Below are 16,206 nucleotides of genomic sequence, written 5' to 3' on the forward strand. Positions count from 1 at the left end.
TAGTTATCATCCTTTTAATACAATGTTCACAATCTTCTTCGGAACAACAATCACTTTCACTACTGTTTTGCCGTCGATGTACTTAATAGTACGCTCGTCTTGCAAGGTGATAGCTTGGATTTCGTCTGATGAAGCGGTGGCTGCGAAGTTCATTTGGAAACGTGCTTTGCCATTGAATGATATGGTAAGCTGTTGCTCATCTTCAACAAGATAAGCCTCGTTCACCTGTGGCCATGCTGCATCGCATACGCTATTGGTGTGTTCGAGTAGGCTCCAAAGCTCTTCAGTGATATGAGGTGCGAATGGATTGAGCAATATAACAACTTGCTCGAGCAATTCTTTGTTGTGGCACTTGAGCTGAGATAGCTCGTTAACGCAAATCATAAAGGCAGAAACAGCAGTGTTGAACGAGAAGTTTTCGATGTCTGCTGTGATCTTCTTGATAAGCTTGTGCACAGATTTTAATTGCTCTTTTGTTGCGGGTTCGTTGTTTATTGCCAACTGATCGCTGTCTCTATTGTCGAAGAATAATCCCCAGAATTTCTTTAAGAAGCGGTGACATCCATCGATTCCGTTGGTGTCCCATGGCTTACTTTGCTCTAAAGGACCGAGGAACATCTCGTAAAGTCGAAGGGTATCGGCGCCATATCGTTCTACAATCATGTCGGGATTAACAACGTTGAACATAGACTTCGACATCTTTTCGATAGCCCATCCACAAACATATTTATCGTTTTCAAGAACGAATTGTGCATTCTTGAACTCTGGACGCCATGCCTTAAAGGCTTCAATATCTAAGACATCACCCGATACAATGTTCACATCTACGTGAATAGGTGTGGTGTCGTATTGGTCTTTTAAATTGAGTGAAACAAATAAAGGAGCTTCTTTATCGCTGTCTTTTACACGATAAACGAAGTTAGAACGACCTTGAATCATACCTTGATTCACAAGTCTTTCAAATGGTTCTTCGGTCTTTGCGGTGCCTAAGTCAAACAAGAATTTATTCCAAAAACGTGAATAAATAAGGTGACCAGTGGCATGTTCAGATCCGCCAAGATATAAATCTACATTCTTCCAGTAGTTCACTACATCGCTACTAACAAGCTCATTGGTGTTAGTAGGATCCATATAGCGAAGGTAGTAAGCACTACTTCCAGCAAAACCAGGCATAGTGTTCAACTCAAGAGCAAACACTTGTTGGTTATCTATCAAGCTCTTGTCTACCACTTGTCGGTTCTTTTCGTCCCAAGCCCATAGCTTTGCACGTCCTAAAGGTGGCTCTCCGCTTTCAGTTGGCTCGTATTTGTCAATCGTAGGCAACTCTAATGGAAGGGAATCTACAGGAAGTGTGTAAGGAATACCATTCTTGTAGTACACAGGGAAGGGCTCTCCCCAATAGCGTTGGCGTGAGAATGTAGCGTCACGAAGACGATAATTCACCTTCACTCTACCGAGATGATGTTGTGCAATGTATGCTTTTGTGGTCTTAATAGCTTCTTTTACAGTTAAACCATTAAGTATTAAGCCTCCGTTTGCTTTGAGTTCAGCTTCTAACTCGGCAACAGGACTGTTCATTACAATACCCTCTTTGGCATCAAAACTTTGCTCGCTAACATCTGCTCCTTCAATTAATGGGATAATAGGAAGGTCGAAATGCTTAGCAAAAGCATAGTCTCTGCTGTCGTGAGCGGGTACAGCCATGATCGCACCAGTGCCATATCCTGCCAAAACATAATCGCTAATCCAAATAGGAACAGCCACCTTTGTGAGCGGATTGATAGCGTATGAGCCCGAGAATACACCGCTTACACGGCGATCTGAGATTCTTTCACGCTCTGTTCTCTTCTTTGTTTCAGCTATATATGCTTCAACTTCAGCTCTTTGTTCGTCTGTTGTTACGAGATCAACGTATTCACTTTCAGGAGCAAGCACCATGAATGTCACTCCAAAAATGGTGTCAGCACGAGTTGTAAATACGGTTATAGGGAGATCGTTTGATTGTAATCTGAATTCTACTTCAGCACCTTCTGAACGACCAATCCAGTTTCTTTGGGTTTCTTTTATTGAGTCGGTCCATTGCAAGTTGTCAAGACTTTCCAACAAACGTTGCGCATAAGCCGACACTCTTAAGCACCATTGCAACATATTGCGTTGTACAACTGGGTGACCACCACGCACACTTAAGCCGTCAACAACCTCGTCGTTAGCAAGTACTGTGCCCAATGCTGCACACCAGTTTACCTTTGTTTCAGCTTGATAAGCAATGCGATAATGCATCAAGAAACGTTGTTGTTCCTCTTCATTCATCGCTTTCCACTCTTCAGCAGAAATGCTTTCTTCATTCGAAGTCGCAGCATGAATGTTGTTAGTGCCGTCTTTTTCTAATTGCTCAACAAGCAAACTGATAGGCAAAGCCTTGTTCTTTTCAGTATCATAGTAGCTCTCGAACATCTTAACGAATGTCCATTGAGTCCAATGATAGTATTTAGGATCGCAAGTTCTAACCTCTCTTTCCCAGTCGAAAGAAAAGCCGATCTTATCTAATTGACTACGATATCTCTCAATATTTTGTTGAGTTGTAATCAAAGGATGTTGTCCAGTTTGAATGGCATATTGCTCTGCTGGGAGTCCATAAGCATCGTATCCCATAGGATTCAATACGTTGAAGCCCTGCAAGCGTTTGTATCTTGCAAAGATATCGCCTGCAATATAACCTAGAGGATGGCCCACATGAAGACCTGCACCCGAAGGATATGGGAACATATTGAGTACATAATACTTTTGTTTTTCATTGTTTTCTTGAACACGATAAGTGTTATTCTCAACCCAATAGTGTTGCCATTTCTTTTCGATTTCTCTAAAATTGTATTCCATCTTTTTCCTTTTTGTGCAGTGATTGTTATGAAAGTTAACGAAAATCGTTATTGTTTGTATATTATGCTAATGTGCAAAGTTAGTATAAAAGTAATAAATGAACAAATTTATTACAGGGCTTTTAAAGCCTTTAATTTGCTTTTTTATCTATAAAATATAGATAGAATGAATCACTGAAGAAAGTGTGTTACGAGATAAAAGGTGATAAATTGTAAGTAAACCTATACCTTTTTTCTTCAAACAGATGAAAATTTAGGAGGATTTCTTCGATGAAATGGAACTTTTTGGTAACATTTTTATATTCTGAAAGTATTTCAACGCCTTGAAAACTCTATTGCAAAGATAATATAAAAGGAGAGGTGTTGTAGGTCGTTTAAAAATATTTAAGTGAGTAGCATCATCGTTTTGGTAAGAAATTGTTTTTCTGTTATTTACAACTTTCAGGTCGTCTGTCATACGACTAGGTGAGAAATGACATATAAAAAGGTACTATATAAAAAACGTTTGATTTAAATAATGATTTATAAAAAACGAGAATGTGATACAAAAGTAGTTCTTTTTAAGTATATTTGCACAAACTTAAATCATAACAACCTATACATGATAAAATCATTTATTACGGCTGCCCTACTTTTTAGCGCAGTTTCTGCTAGTGCTACGGTTGTACCTACGTTTACAGAGTGGCACGATATGAGTGTGAATGAATTGAACAGATTCCCTGTTCATGCGTCGTTCTTTATGTATGAAAATGAGAACAGTGCTTTAAAAGGACTTCAAGAACAATCAAGCAATTATTTGTCTTTGAATGGAAAGTGGAGCTTTAAAGGTGTTGAGAATGCCAATGAACGACCAACCGATTTCTATAAACTTGATTACAACGATTCTTCGTGGGGAACAATGCCTGTTCCTGGCAACTGGGAATTGAATGGATTTGGCGACCCTGTTTATGTAAATGTGGGCTTCCCATGGCGTGGTCATTTCAAAGATAACCCCCCAATGGTTCCAACAGAGCATAACAGAGTAGGCTCATACCGTAGATATATCGACGTTCCAAGCGATTGGAATGGAGAGCAAATCATTGCACATTTTGGCTCAGTAACATCTAATATCTATCTTTGGGTAAACGGACAATTCGTTGGTTATGCTGAAGATTCAAAGCAAGCAGCAGAGTTTGACGTTACACCTTATATTAAACCAGGAAAGAACCTCATAGCTTTCCAAACCTTTAGATGGTGCGATGGAACTTATTGTGAGGACCAAGACTTCTGGCGTTTGTCGGGAGTTGCACGTCAAAGCTATTTGTATAAGCGTAACAAAACAACAAGTGTAAACGATATACGCTTTGTTGCTGGTTTGAAAAACGATTATAAAGATGGAACAATTTTTATCAAGAAAGAGACTAATGGCAATGTCGCTACTCGTTATCGCTTGTATGATAAAGAAGGAAATCTTGTTCTTGATGCAACATCTGCAGACAAACAAAACCTTTATGAGGTTAAGAATGTTCGCCAATGGAATGCAGAAGATCCTTATCTTTACACTCTTTTAGTAGACGTAATGCGCAAAGAGGTTGTAGGAAAGGGCAAAGGCAAGAACGCAAAAGTAAACTATACCACAGTAGGAGTTATTCCTTTTAAAGTCGGTTTCAGAAATGTTTCGATACAAGGAAGCCAAGTTTGGGTAAACGGACAGCCTGTATTCTTCAAAGGAGCCAATCGTCATGAGGTAGATCCACTAAATGGTTATGTTGTAACTCGTGAGCGTATGATAGAAGATATCAAGTTGATGAAACGCTTTAATATCAACGCAGTGCGTACATGTCACTATCCAGACGATCCAATGTGGTATGACCTTTGCGACGAATATGGTATTTACCTATGCGCAGAAGCAAATCAAGAGAGTCATGGTTTCCATTATGGAGACGATGCAATATCAAAGACTCCACTCTTTGCTAAGCAGATATTAGAACGCAATCAACACAATGTTCTAACTAATTTCAATCATCCAAGTATTATTTTCTGGTCACTTGGAAACGAAACTGCAGACGGACCAAACTTCGTTGCTGCATACGATTGGATTAAAGGAATGGACTATTCTCGTCCAGTTCAATTCGAAAGAGCAATAAAGAACAGTCACACAGATATTTATTGCCCAATGTATAGAAGTCAAAAGGAAATGGAAGATTATGCTAACTCTACTGCTCCTGAAGACCAACGTCCACTTATTCAATGCGAATATTCTCACGCTATGGGTAACTCAAGCGGTGGATTCAAAGAATATTGGGATATCATTCGTCAATATCCTAACAAGCTTCAAGGTGGCTTTATTTGGGACTTCGTAGACCAAGGATTGCGTAAAACTGATGAAAAAGGAAATGTTATCTACACTTATGGTGGCGACTTTAACACTTACGACCCAAGTGATAACAACTTTAACTGCAACGGTTTGATTAATCCTGATCGTATTCCTAATCCCGAAGCGTTTGAAATTGGCTATTTCTACCAAAATATTTGGGTGAGAAATATCAACAAAGAGAAAAAGACAATTACCGTGTTCAACGAAAACTTCTTTAAAGATTTGTCTAATTATGCGTTGAACTGGGAGGTTATTGCTAATGGAAAATCAGTGGAAAAGGGTGTTGTTGAAAATCTAGACATTGCGCCACAAACTTCTAAGCAGATTGAGTTAGGATGGAAAGACATCAAAAATCCAAAGGAAGAAGTATTCTTAAATGTTTCTTTCACATTGAAGAATGCTGAACCATTGATGGAAAAAGGACAAGTAGTTGCATACAATCAAATTCAACTACAAGAAGGTGTTATGCCTTTCCAAGCTTGTTTCTTAAATGCAGTTTGCGAAAAAGGCGTGAAAGTTGATAACAAGGTGAAGGTGAAAGAAAACAAGAAGACCAACGAACTTACAGTAGAAAACTCTAAGTTTAGTCTCACTTTCAATAAGCAAAACGGCTATCTCACCTCTTATAATATAGACAATCAAGCAATGATTGCTAAGGGCGGAACACTTAAACCTAATTTCTGGAGAGCTCCAACCGATAACGATATGGGTGCAGGCATACAACAAGACTATGCTGTTTGGCGCAATCCTGAAATGCAACTTACTGCATTAGACGTTCAAAAAGAAAAGCAAGCAACTGGTGATAAGCAAACAATTATTACAGTGAAGACTAGCTATGATATGCCAAAAGTTGAGGCTAAGTTGTTCTTAACCTACACCATTTATCCAACAGGTAGAGTAGATGTAGAAGAAACCATGCAAACAACACCAGGAAAGAAAAATCCTGATATGTTTAGATTTGGTATGTTAATGCAAATGCCTTACGACATGGACGAGTCTACATTCTATGGAAGAGGTCCAGTAGAGAACTATTCAGACCGTAAAGAGTCGCAGCTTGTAGGTATCTATAAGCAAAATGTAGACGATCAATTCTTTGCTTATGTGCGTCCACAAGAAACAGGAACAAAGAGCGATATTCGTGTTTGGAAGCAAACAAATAAAGCAGATCAAGGACTAGTTCTTCGTCCATTCGAACCTTGTTCAATGAGTGCTTTACATTATAACATCGAAGACTTAGACGATGGTGAAAAGAAAACACAACGTCATAGCCAACAAGTTCCTAAGTCGCAATTCACCAACTTGTGCATCGATGCATATCAAGCAGGTCTTGGAGGTGTAGATTCTTGGAGTAAACGAGGCATTGCTCTCGAGCAATATCGCATCCATTGCATCGACAGAACCTTTAAGTTTAGCATGGGTAAAGCAAAAGGATGTTGCAAGAAATAAAATAGAAAGTTAGTTTAAAGTAAATAAAGAAAGGCCTAAAAACCTCTCTTATGGGCTTCTACCTCTAGCCATGGAGGTAGAAGCTCTTTTCTTTTGTGCTTTAAAAGGGGTTGCATCACTTTTTTCTAAACGTGATGCCATAGAAACGATTGTCCCAGAATAACTCTGTTTTTATTTCTTCTGCTGAAGCTGGAATACATTGTTCAATCTCATGTAAGTCTACCGTTTTACCCTCAAAATAAGATTTTGAGAAAACGCTTTTCTTATATTGAGCTTCTACAAAGTCTGCAGTTTCATCGGCAACAAGAATTTTACTGCCAGGTTTTGCTACTCTGAGCATTTCGTTCATTGCACGAGCCTTATCGTTAAAGAAGTTTATTGCTCCATTATGAAAAACTATGTCGAAAGTATTATCAGCAAAAGGCAGTTCTTCTGCAGGACATTGCACAAGTGTTAGCTTTGTTTTTTTATGCCATTTATTCTTACATTTCTTAAGCATACCCAATGAAATGTCAGCACCTACCATGTCAATTGTTTTAAGGTCGATGTTTTTGGGTATGTAATGCAAGTCAGTTCCTGTGCCAATAGAAACGTATAGTACAGAAATATTGTTTTGCCATTCTAAACGGCTCATTAGTTCTGTGCGCATTAGATCGATTCCCTTACCATACTTAAGGCGTCCTATCCATTTCTCTCCAAAGTCATATACATAAGACATCCAATCGTACATTTTCATGTATTTATGGTTATCTCCACTTACAAAGTCATTATTCATATACACGAAGATACCATTTTCTTGTTGTAAGTTTTCTGCCTTAATACTCGGCTTTAGCCATTTTGAAATATCTGTTGTCATAATAATTAAGTTATAATTTTAATAGGGGGTTGAAGAGTTTATAAAGCTCTATAATTCAAGTAATACGTAAAGCCTTTTGCATCTTTTAAGGGGCTGATCTACAAATAATTATATCTAAATTAGCGATAGCTGTGGAAACAAAGTTAATAAAATATATATTATAGGAGGGGTTGAGGTTAAGCTGATTTTTAATTCTTCAAGTTTTTTTGACATAATGACAGCGAAAAAGATATTGGATAATATCAAACACATGGATTATTATTACTAATAACTCATTCTCTCTATTCTGCTTTTCATAACTTTAGCGATATTATATTGTTTAGAAGTCATTGAACTTGAATTCAAAATATGATGTTCCTAATAACTAAAGGTAAAGACCTTAAAACCCGTTTTTATGCTAAATAATCGCTATCTTTGCACCAACTTGTAGAAAGAACCCTTTTGCTTTCTTGCAGGTGTATAATAAGAGTGTTTTCAATAGATAACCTTTGACGTATAGACAGAGTCTAATTGTTGTCTATAAGAAATAGAGCAATGATCAAAAAGAATTAGAAATTATGAGAAATTTTTGTTTGAAAGTCCACAGATACTTAGCCCTTCCGTTTGGAGTTTTTATGTGTATAGCTTGCTTCACTGGCCTTCTTTTAGTGTTTAGAGACGATATTGCGTCGCTATTAGACACCAATGCAAAAGAAATGCCCTTCTTTATTGCCGTAAAGAAGCTACACCGCTGGCTCTTTATGATGCCCGAAAATCCACATGGAGGTTTATCTCTTGGGCGTGTAATCATGGGCACTTCGGCAATGTGTGCATCGCTTATACTATTAACGGGCGTTGTTGTTTGGTGGCCAAAGAGCAAAGCAATGCTTAAAAATCGCTTGAAAGTGACAACCAATCAAGGCTTCCGTCGTTTTGTTTACGACACTCATGTTTCTTTGGGTATTTATGTCTTTATTTTCCTTTTTCTTATGGCATTAACAGGACCTGTATTCTCTTTTGGTTGGTATAGACAAGGAATGTCGAAGCTATTTGGACAGAAGATAGAGAAAAAAGAAGTGAAGAAGGAGGCGAAGAGCGATGATACTAAAAATGTTCCAACTAAAGATGATGCCTTTGCGCACGCCAATCCCGAGCAAGTGATGGTGCACCCACAAACGCTCGAGAATGAAAAACAAGGCCAAAAGCACGATGAAAAGGGCAAAAAAACTAAAAAAGGCAAGCTTTTCAAAGCTCTTCACACAGGTACATGGGGTGGAATGTTCTCTAAAATCCTTTATGCTCTTGCTGCACTCATAGGCGGTTTCCTTCCTATCAGCGGTTATTATATGTGGTGGAAACGTACTTCTTCAAAGAAAAAGAAGGCGAAAGCGTAGTGTACAAGTTCCTTTTAAGTAGGCAAGAATATTTATATCTTGTACATAATGCAAATAAATTGAACATCGAATGTTCTCTATTTCTAAATAAAATCGTTTTCTATATCCTATAGAAGGCGATTTTATTTTGTATGAATAGGACGATAATCTCTTTTTGTTTACAGTTCAGCCCACTTGCAAAAAGCATTGCTTTTGCAGTGTAATAACAATCCTTTTGCATGGTAAAAGCACTGTTTTTAGACAGTAAAATCATTGCTTTTAAATATGTAGATCGAAGGCTTATCAATAAAGAAGGTCAATATTTTGCGGTGAAATGCAGATTTTTTAGGCAAAAAAGCCTATCGGTTATAACTTTTTTTATATCTTTGTTTCACACAAACAAGCCTATGAACAAATACGGAAACGAATTAGAACTGATACTACTTCTAACCGATAACCATGAACATGATACTCAAGAGTTAGCAAAACGTTTAGGAGTTACGCAACGGAATATCTACTATTATTTCGAAAACTTTAAAAAGTACGGGTTTAAAATCATTAAGAACGGCACAAAATATCGCCTCGATCGAAGGAATCAATTCTTTCGAAAGCTACACGATAGTATTGCTTTGAACGATTCGGAGGCCATGTTTCTTTATCAAATGTTGATGGGACAAGATGATGAAGACAATATGGTTCGGTCTATAAAAGTAAAGTTCGAACGATTTTATAACCTCGAGTTATTAACCAAACCAGCACATCTCAAAAGACGAAGACGCAACATTCAGAAGCTAAGAGAAGCCATGGAATCGCATAAAGCAGTGCGTTTACGGAAGTATTCTTCGCCTCATAGCAAAACAATTGCCGACCGCATTGTAGAGCCTTACTTGTTTTTGAATAACGAAAACGAGGTGCGTTGCTTTGAATTAAAAACGCATGTCAACAAAACATTCAAAGTATCTCGCACCCACGATGTAGAGATTTTAGATGTAGATTGGATGCACGAACATGAGCATAAAGAGCTTTTCACCGATATATTTATGTTCTCGGGCGAAGAAAAGCAGTCTATTTGTCTCGAATTGGGTCAGCTTTCGCACAATCTTCTCATTGAAGAATATCCCCAGTCAGAAGCCTATTTGATAGAATTAGAAGCCGAACGTTGGTTGTTAAAGACCGAGGTGGTGAGCTTAGTGCCTGTTGTTCGCTTCGTGTTAGGACTTTTTCAAGATATCAAGATTCTTGAGAATGAAGAACTAAAGACCCTTGTCGAGGAGCAAATCGCACAGATGCACAAGATGGTTGTTTAGTGAATTGATACATAAAAAAACAGCGATTTAATCGGTGATTTATCTCTTTCGAGAAGTAAACCCATATCGATTAAATCGCTGCTTTTATAGTGTTATAAGCTTAGGACAAAGTATATTGCCCTAAGAAGCTTATTTATTTAGCATTGATTTCTTTTAGTAAGCGATCCGCATGTCCCCATTTATCCATTAGATAAAGCATGTAACGAACGTCAACTCCAATGCAACGAGCAAGGCGAGCGTCGAAATTTATGTCGCTAGAAAGGCTATCCCAGTTGCCATCGAAAGCCAAACCAATGAGCTCTCCCTTACCATTAAAGATAGGAGAACCACTGTTTCCGCCAGTAATGTCGTTGGTTGTTAAGAAACAAAGTTGCAAATCTTTACTTGCTTTGTCGGTATATTGGCCGAAATCTTTAGCAGAAAGCAATTCTTTTAAGATAGGCTCTGCACGATAATCGTACACCTCTTGGCCTCTATTCATCTTCTTAACGATAGTAGGAGCGGTTGTGAAATAACCCGAATTGTTACCGCCTAACTCATAACTTTTCACTTGTCCGTAGCTCAAACGCATTGTAAAGTTAGCGTCAGAGTAGTGAGGCATATCTTCTTCCATACGCAATTTGGCAGCGCAAAGATATTTCTCTTGCAAATCAATGCTATCCTTAATGGCATTCAATTGGTGGCTCAATGCACCACGAATGTCGAGTAGGTCAAGACCGAAAAGAACACCTGGGTCGGTTAAAGCCTTCTTCTTATAGACATAAATCTTAGTGTTCTTCTTCATCAAAAGAGAGTTCTTGTAGAGATAATCCACGTATTTAACGTAGTTTCCGCCAAACTTTTGGTCTATTTCTGTGTAGAACTTAGGCAAGTATTGTTTGTCAACATGCTCTCTATAATTCTTTAAAAGAACGCCAAGAACTTCCTTGTCGAGAGCTTCGTCCCATGCATCTTCGTTGTTTTCAAACTCGATGAATTGGGCTTTTTTGTTGTTTTTAGAGCCTTTAATCTCCATTCTATTTAGGCGATTAGCACGATCTACAAACTCACCTGTGCCGTGGAAAGTTTCTCTAAAGTAACGCATTGTGCGCATAAGGTCGAAGCGTTGTGCGTAAAGAGTAGCCATACGGTCGAAGTTAAGCTTTCCTTTTAGGTAGCCAGTGCTATCTTGCCATCTTCTTAAACGATTCTCATAGTCTTTCTTTTGGTTGATAATACCGATAGAATCGATACATTTGTTCATACCAATAGAGTTCTTCCAGTAGTTCGCACTACGTGCAAATTTAGAGTCATACTTAATTCTCACTGCCTCACTTGCACGCATGTGGCGAGTCATAACCTCTTGTTTTACGCCTCTAACTTGTGCTGTTGGCTCGTTGATAGCATCTCTTCTTTCCTTAATACCATAAGAACTAAGGTATCTATTGGTACTTCCTGGGTAGCCCATAGTCATTGCAAAGCTGCCTTCTGCATAGCCTTTAAGCGAAACGGGAGCCCAATGAGCTGGCTTGTAAGGCACATTGTCTTTGCTATATGCCGCTGGTTTGTTTGTTTTTGGATCGGCATAGATACGGAAAACGCTGAAATCACAGGTCTGACGAGGCCACATCCAGTTGTCAGTTTCGCCTCCAAACTTACCCATTGACTTGGGAACGGTGAACACAAGACGTACATCTGTGAAGTCTTGATATGTAGTTGCGTAGTATTTGTTGCCCTCATAGAATGGATCGATATTGACATGATAAGTTGAGTCGATAGCTTTTGCTCTGCGAGTAAGCACATTTTCGAGCGAATCGATGAGCTGTTCCTTTTGAATAGTGGTCTTTTTATCAATTCCAAGAGCCTCTAATTCGCTTGTAATGTCCTTTTGTTCAATCATAAACGATACAAAAGTATCTTTGTTAGGCAATTCTTCTGCATACGACTTAGCATAGAATCCGTCCTTCATATAGTCGTGTTCAACGGTTGAATGACTACGAATAGCCTCGAAACCGCAGTGGTGATTGGTGAAAACAAGGCCATCTGGCGACACAACTACACCCGAACAATAGCCCGAGAAGTTCACAACACCTTTCATAATGGCGTCTTTTCCCTTATAAATACTGTTGTAAGGAAGGTCGAAGCCCTCTCCTTTCATCTGTTGATAAACGGCTTGTGGAAGGTTATAAAGCGTCCACATACCTTCATCTGCCTTAGCTATTAGGGTAGAAGCAATGGCAAATAATACTAAAAGAGTTTTCTTCATACTTTTTGTTATTTGTCTTTATTTGAGTTTTGAATTATCCTTTTCTAAAATACTTTCCTATCACTGGCATGCTACTTAGGGGCAAATCGTGATATATAATGTGTGCAACGAATGCAAAGATAATGAGCGTATTCACCGTAAGGGCATATATTTTAGGAAGATATTCATTGCTATAAGTGATGGCAATGAAGAAGATTACAGTCATAAGAACATATATTCCGATGCTTTTTAAGGGGTAATTGATAGGGTATTTCTTTTGTCCTACAAAGTAAGAGAGCGTCATTGCTGTTGCATATCCAATGAGTCCCGCCCACGCACACGCCATATAGCCATACTGAGGCACAAAGATTACATTGATAAGAATCAGCACAAAGCAACCAATACCAGAGAAATAAGCTCCCCAAATGGTCTTATCGATCAGCTTATACCAAAAAGATAGGTTGAAATAAACGCCCATCATAATCGTTCCAGCCATAACAATAGGCACCACTTTCAATCCTTCCCAATAGTCTCTACCGATGATATGGCGCAAAATGTTGATGTAACCCATCACCACAAGGAATGCAAGTAGGGTGAAAATGATAAAGTATTTCATTGCAACAGCATAGGTCTCACGGTTATCTTTATCGTTCCCTTTGCCAAAAACGAAGGGTTCGTAGGCATAACGGAATGCTTGTGTAATCATTGCCATAATCATTGCGATCTTACTTGCAGCGCCATAGATACCCAATTGCTGATGTGCTTGACCACCTTTGTATAGATATGGGAAGAGAATAAAATCGGCAGTTTGATTCAATATACCTGCAATTCCAAGAATAAGGATAGGCCAACTATAGGATAACATGCGTTTAGCCAGTTCTTTATCGAATGTATATTTAAAGCCAGTTAATTCCTTATAGAAGAAGAAAGTGATGCTTGCCGTACACACAAGGTTGATATAAAAAGCATAACCAACGCCCGTTTCAGGACTATAAACATGCTGAATAACCTCAGGATAGCTCTTATATAAATCGGGTAACACCACAAAATAGAGTAAGTTCAATGCGATGTTGAAGGCAATGAACAAGAGTTTAAGTGCAGCAAACTTGATAGGACGCTTTTTATAACGTAGATATGCGAAAGGAATGCATTGAAAAGCGTCGATAGAAACAGTGGCAGCCATCACCCAAACGTATGAACTATGGTCGGAATAGCCCATTACTCCCGAAAGAGGTTGTAAGAAAATAGACACCAAAACGATGAATAATAGTGAGGTAAAGCCCACCATTATGAGCGTAGAAGAATATACTTTCTGTGGATCTTCATTGGTTTTGTTGGCATATCTAAAGAAAGTTGTTTCCATTCCGTATGTCAAAATTACCAGAAGAAGAGCAGTATAGGCATATAAGTTCGTGATAATTCCATATCCACCACTTGCTGCAGAGATATTAGAAGTGTATAAAGGAACAAGCAAATAGTTGAGAAAACGACCTAAAATACTGCTCATTCCGTAGATAGCAGTGTCCTTTGCGAGTGATTTTAAATTAGCCATAAAGCTGTATTTTGATTGTATTTATTTCGCTATTACTGTGTTATGATGTGATAACAACAAATGCAAAGTTACGAAAAGATAAATGTATTGTGTTGCAATACTATGAGAAAAAGAAGTAAGCAATGGCTATTGCAGCAATTACTCCCGCTAAATCTGCCAACAAACCGCATGCAACTGCGTGGCGAGTTTTGCGTATTCCCACACTTCCAAAGTACACCGCTAAGATGTAAAAAGTAGTGTCTGTAGAGCCTTGGAAAATGCAACTCAATCGTCCAACGAACGAATCTGCACCATAAGTGTTCATTGCATCCACCATCATACCACGTGCTCCGCTACCCGAAAGCGGCTTCATAATAGCCGTTGGCAATGCATCTACAAACCTTGCATCTACTCCAAGCGATGCAATCAACCATCGAATAGAACCTATCAGCACGTCCATTGCGCCCGAAGCTCTAAACACTGCGATAGCAACCAGCATGGCAACGAGATAGGGAATGATGCGTATTGCGGTATTAAAACCTTCTTTTGCGCCCTCGATAAAGGCGTCGTACACGTTAATTCGCTTTCTTACGCCAGCCAAAATAAAGCAGATAATGATAGACATCAGTATGATGTTGGCACTAAGTGTGCTCACCTTGTTCATTGTGTCTTTATCTAATTGACCCAACCCCCAAATCAATCCGCACACCACAGCAAGCATTCCGCCAAACGTTAGTAAGATGGTTTTGTTGAAAAGATTGATGCGTTGATAGATAGAAGTGATGATGATGCCAGCCAAAGTAGCGAAGAAAGTGGCAATAAGAATGGGTATAAAGATGTCGGTTGGTTGCAAAGCGCCAGCCTGAACACGATAAACCATGATCGAAACAGGTATGAGTGTTAGTCCCGAAGTGTTCAAAACAAGGAACATAATCATTTCGTTGCTCGCCGTGTCTTTGTCTTTATTGAGCGTTTGTAGCTGTTCCATTGCTTTTAAACCCAATGGAGTTGCCGCATTATCGAGCCCTAACATGTTGGCAGCGATGTTCATAAAGATGCTACCTGTAGCGGGATGACCCTTAGGAATACTTGGAAATAGCTTAGAAAACACAGGACTTAAGACCCGAGACAGCATGTTAATCACACCGCCTTGCTCTCCAATTCGCATTACACCAAGCCACAACGACAAGGCACCTGTTAAACCAATGCTGATCTTAAAGGCTGCTTCTGCCGAGGCAAAAGTACTGTTCATCATGGTGGTAAACACGTCGGTGTCGCCCATAAAAATCACTTTTACCAGTCCAACAACGAACGCAATGATGAAAAAGCCAATCCAAATATAATTTAATACCATGCAACAAAGTTAGTAGAAATAGCAGATAACTCAAAATAAAACCATCTTTTTATGACCCCAACTCACTACACAAGTCTTGCAAAGCAAGAACCCTCGCCAACCCACTAAAATCCTTTTTGGTGTAGCCTACAAGGCTTTTTTCTTATATCGAGAAGGAAATAGAAGGACTAAAATGCGCCATTTCATCGAATAAAATAATGTCGATGAAATCTATAAAAATGCGATTTAATCGGGGTTTATTTTAGAAAAGCGAAAGAGATGCAAAACAGATGCCAAGAACCAACGTAGATAAAACATCTATTGAGGGTGATAAGAGGGGTTGAACTGCTAAATAATCTAAAAACAGAGTAGGAGAGAATGCGAAATAAAGGCGTACATTTTAAATCCAAAACACTTCGTTTCTCAATAGCGAAAAATAGAGAGGTACAAAATGATAACAAAGCGAATGAAAACAAAAAGAATCGATAAAATGGGCGATTTTTGCGAAAAATAGGCCCAAAAGCATTGTTTTTAGTGGGGAAAGTCAATTCTTTTAGAAAATAAAAATACTTCCTTTTCGATGCAATTTGATAGCTATTGTCATGCAACTAAAAAGCATTTCTTTGCAAAAGCAATCCTTTTACTCACTAATGAACCTACGCTCGTGCGTGAGAATTTGCTCTATTATTTCGCCAAAAGCATTCCTTTTGCCTCTTTTCTCATCATTCTTTACTCCAAATCCATCTTCATAATGCCTCCAAGAAACTCCCAAAACGTTCAAATTTCACCCAGAATACAACCTATGCTCAATGTTCTAAAAATGCAAGAGATGTTAAGCTTGTTGTTGATTGGCATACAGCTTGCTAATGAAATAGGCGAAACAAAAACAGAATAAACAAAGATTCAAAACTTAAAAAAACACAAA

General features: G+C 38.6%; 8 protein-coding genes. 3 read left to right on the plus strand and 5 right to left on the minus strand.

Annotated elements, in window-relative coordinates; all coding sequences use genetic code 11:
• Positions 1–6: 6 nt before the first annotated feature.
• On the minus strand, positions 7–2,877 hold the full coding sequence (gene leuS / locus A3GM_RS0105790; RefSeq protein ID WP_018362449.1) for a leucine--tRNA ligase: 2,871 nt from the start codon (positions 2,875–2,877) through the stop codon (positions 7–9).
• Positions 2,878–3,477: 600 nt separating this feature from the next.
• Here leuS and A3GM_RS0105795 point away from each other — a divergent pair.
• Positions 3,478–6,678: a glycoside hydrolase family 2 TIM barrel-domain containing protein gene (locus tag A3GM_RS0105795; RefSeq protein WP_044124938.1), complete on the plus strand. Its 3,201-nt coding sequence runs from the start codon at positions 3,478–3,480 to the stop codon at positions 6,676–6,678.
• Positions 6,679–6,793: 115 nt separating this feature from the next.
• Here A3GM_RS0105795 and A3GM_RS0105800 read toward each other — a convergent pair whose 3' ends face one another.
• Positions 6,794–7,534, minus strand: a complete 741-nt coding sequence (locus A3GM_RS0105800; protein WP_018362451.1) for a class I SAM-dependent methyltransferase — start codon at positions 7,532–7,534, stop codon at positions 6,794–6,796.
• 557 nt (positions 7,535–8,091) lie between these two features.
• Between A3GM_RS0105800 and A3GM_RS0105805 the strand changes: the two genes are divergently transcribed.
• Together A3GM_RS0105805 and A3GM_RS0105815 are read left to right on the plus strand one after the other, a co-directional pair.
• Positions 8,092–8,907, plus strand: a complete 816-nt coding sequence (locus A3GM_RS0105805; protein WP_018362452.1) for a PepSY-associated TM helix domain-containing protein — start codon at positions 8,092–8,094, stop codon at positions 8,905–8,907.
• Between the two features lie 386 nt (positions 8,908–9,293).
• Positions 9,294–10,193: a helix-turn-helix transcriptional regulator gene (locus tag A3GM_RS0105815; RefSeq protein WP_025830059.1), complete on the plus strand. Its 900-nt coding sequence runs from the start codon at positions 9,294–9,296 to the stop codon at positions 10,191–10,193.
• Between the two features lie 133 nt (positions 10,194–10,326).
• Here A3GM_RS0105815 and A3GM_RS0105820 read toward each other — a convergent pair whose 3' ends face one another.
• The 3 genes from A3GM_RS0105820 to A3GM_RS0105830 form a co-directional block, all read right to left on the minus strand.
• On the minus strand, positions 10,327–12,438 hold the full coding sequence (locus tag A3GM_RS0105820; protein ID WP_018362455.1) for a S46 family peptidase: 2,112 nt from the start codon (positions 12,436–12,438) through the stop codon (positions 10,327–10,329).
• A gap of 34 nt (positions 12,439–12,472) precedes the next feature.
• Positions 12,473–13,969, minus strand: coding sequence for a lipopolysaccharide biosynthesis protein (locus A3GM_RS0105825; protein ID WP_018362456.1), 1,497 nt, complete (start codon positions 13,967–13,969; stop codon positions 12,473–12,475).
• A gap of 100 nt (positions 13,970–14,069) precedes the next feature.
• Positions 14,070–15,302, minus strand: a complete 1,233-nt coding sequence (locus A3GM_RS0105830; RefSeq protein ID WP_025830060.1) for a nucleoside recognition domain-containing protein — start codon at positions 15,300–15,302, stop codon at positions 14,070–14,072.
• Positions 15,303–16,206 lie beyond the last annotated feature (904 nt).

This window comes from Hoylesella nanceiensis DSM 19126 = JCM 15639 (assembly GCF_000379965.1).
Taxonomy (GTDB): domain Bacteria; phylum Bacteroidota; class Bacteroidia; order Bacteroidales; family Bacteroidaceae; genus Prevotella; species Prevotella nanceiensis.

What these genes read in the sequence shown, in the direction of transcription:
- A3GM_RS0105815 (WP_025830059.1), top strand. Translation starts at nt 9,294, where the DNA reads ATGAACAAATACGGAAACGAATTAGAACTGATACTACTTCTAACCGAT.
- leuS (WP_018362449.1), bottom strand. Translation starts at nt 2,877, where the DNA reads ATGGAATACAATTTTAGAGAAATCGAAAAGAAATGGCAACACTATTGG.
- A3GM_RS0105830 (WP_025830060.1), bottom strand. Translation starts at nt 15,302, where the DNA reads ATGGTATTAAATTATATTTGGATTGGCTTTTTCATCATTGCGTTCGTT.
- A3GM_RS0105805 (WP_018362452.1), top strand. Translation starts at nt 8,092, where the DNA reads ATGAGAAATTTTTGTTTGAAAGTCCACAGATACTTAGCCCTTCCGTTT.
- A3GM_RS0105820 (WP_018362455.1), bottom strand. Translation starts at nt 12,438, where the DNA reads ATGAAGAAAACTCTTTTAGTATTATTTGCCATTGCTTCTACCCTAATA.
- A3GM_RS0105795 (WP_044124938.1), top strand. Translation starts at nt 3,478, where the DNA reads ATGATAAAATCATTTATTACGGCTGCCCTACTTTTTAGCGCAGTTTCT.
- A3GM_RS0105800 (WP_018362451.1), bottom strand. Translation starts at nt 7,534, where the DNA reads ATGACAACAGATATTTCAAAATGGCTAAAGCCGAGTATTAAGGCAGAA.
- A3GM_RS0105825 (WP_018362456.1), bottom strand. Translation starts at nt 13,969, where the DNA reads ATGGCTAATTTAAAATCACTCGCAAAGGACACTGCTATCTACGGAATG.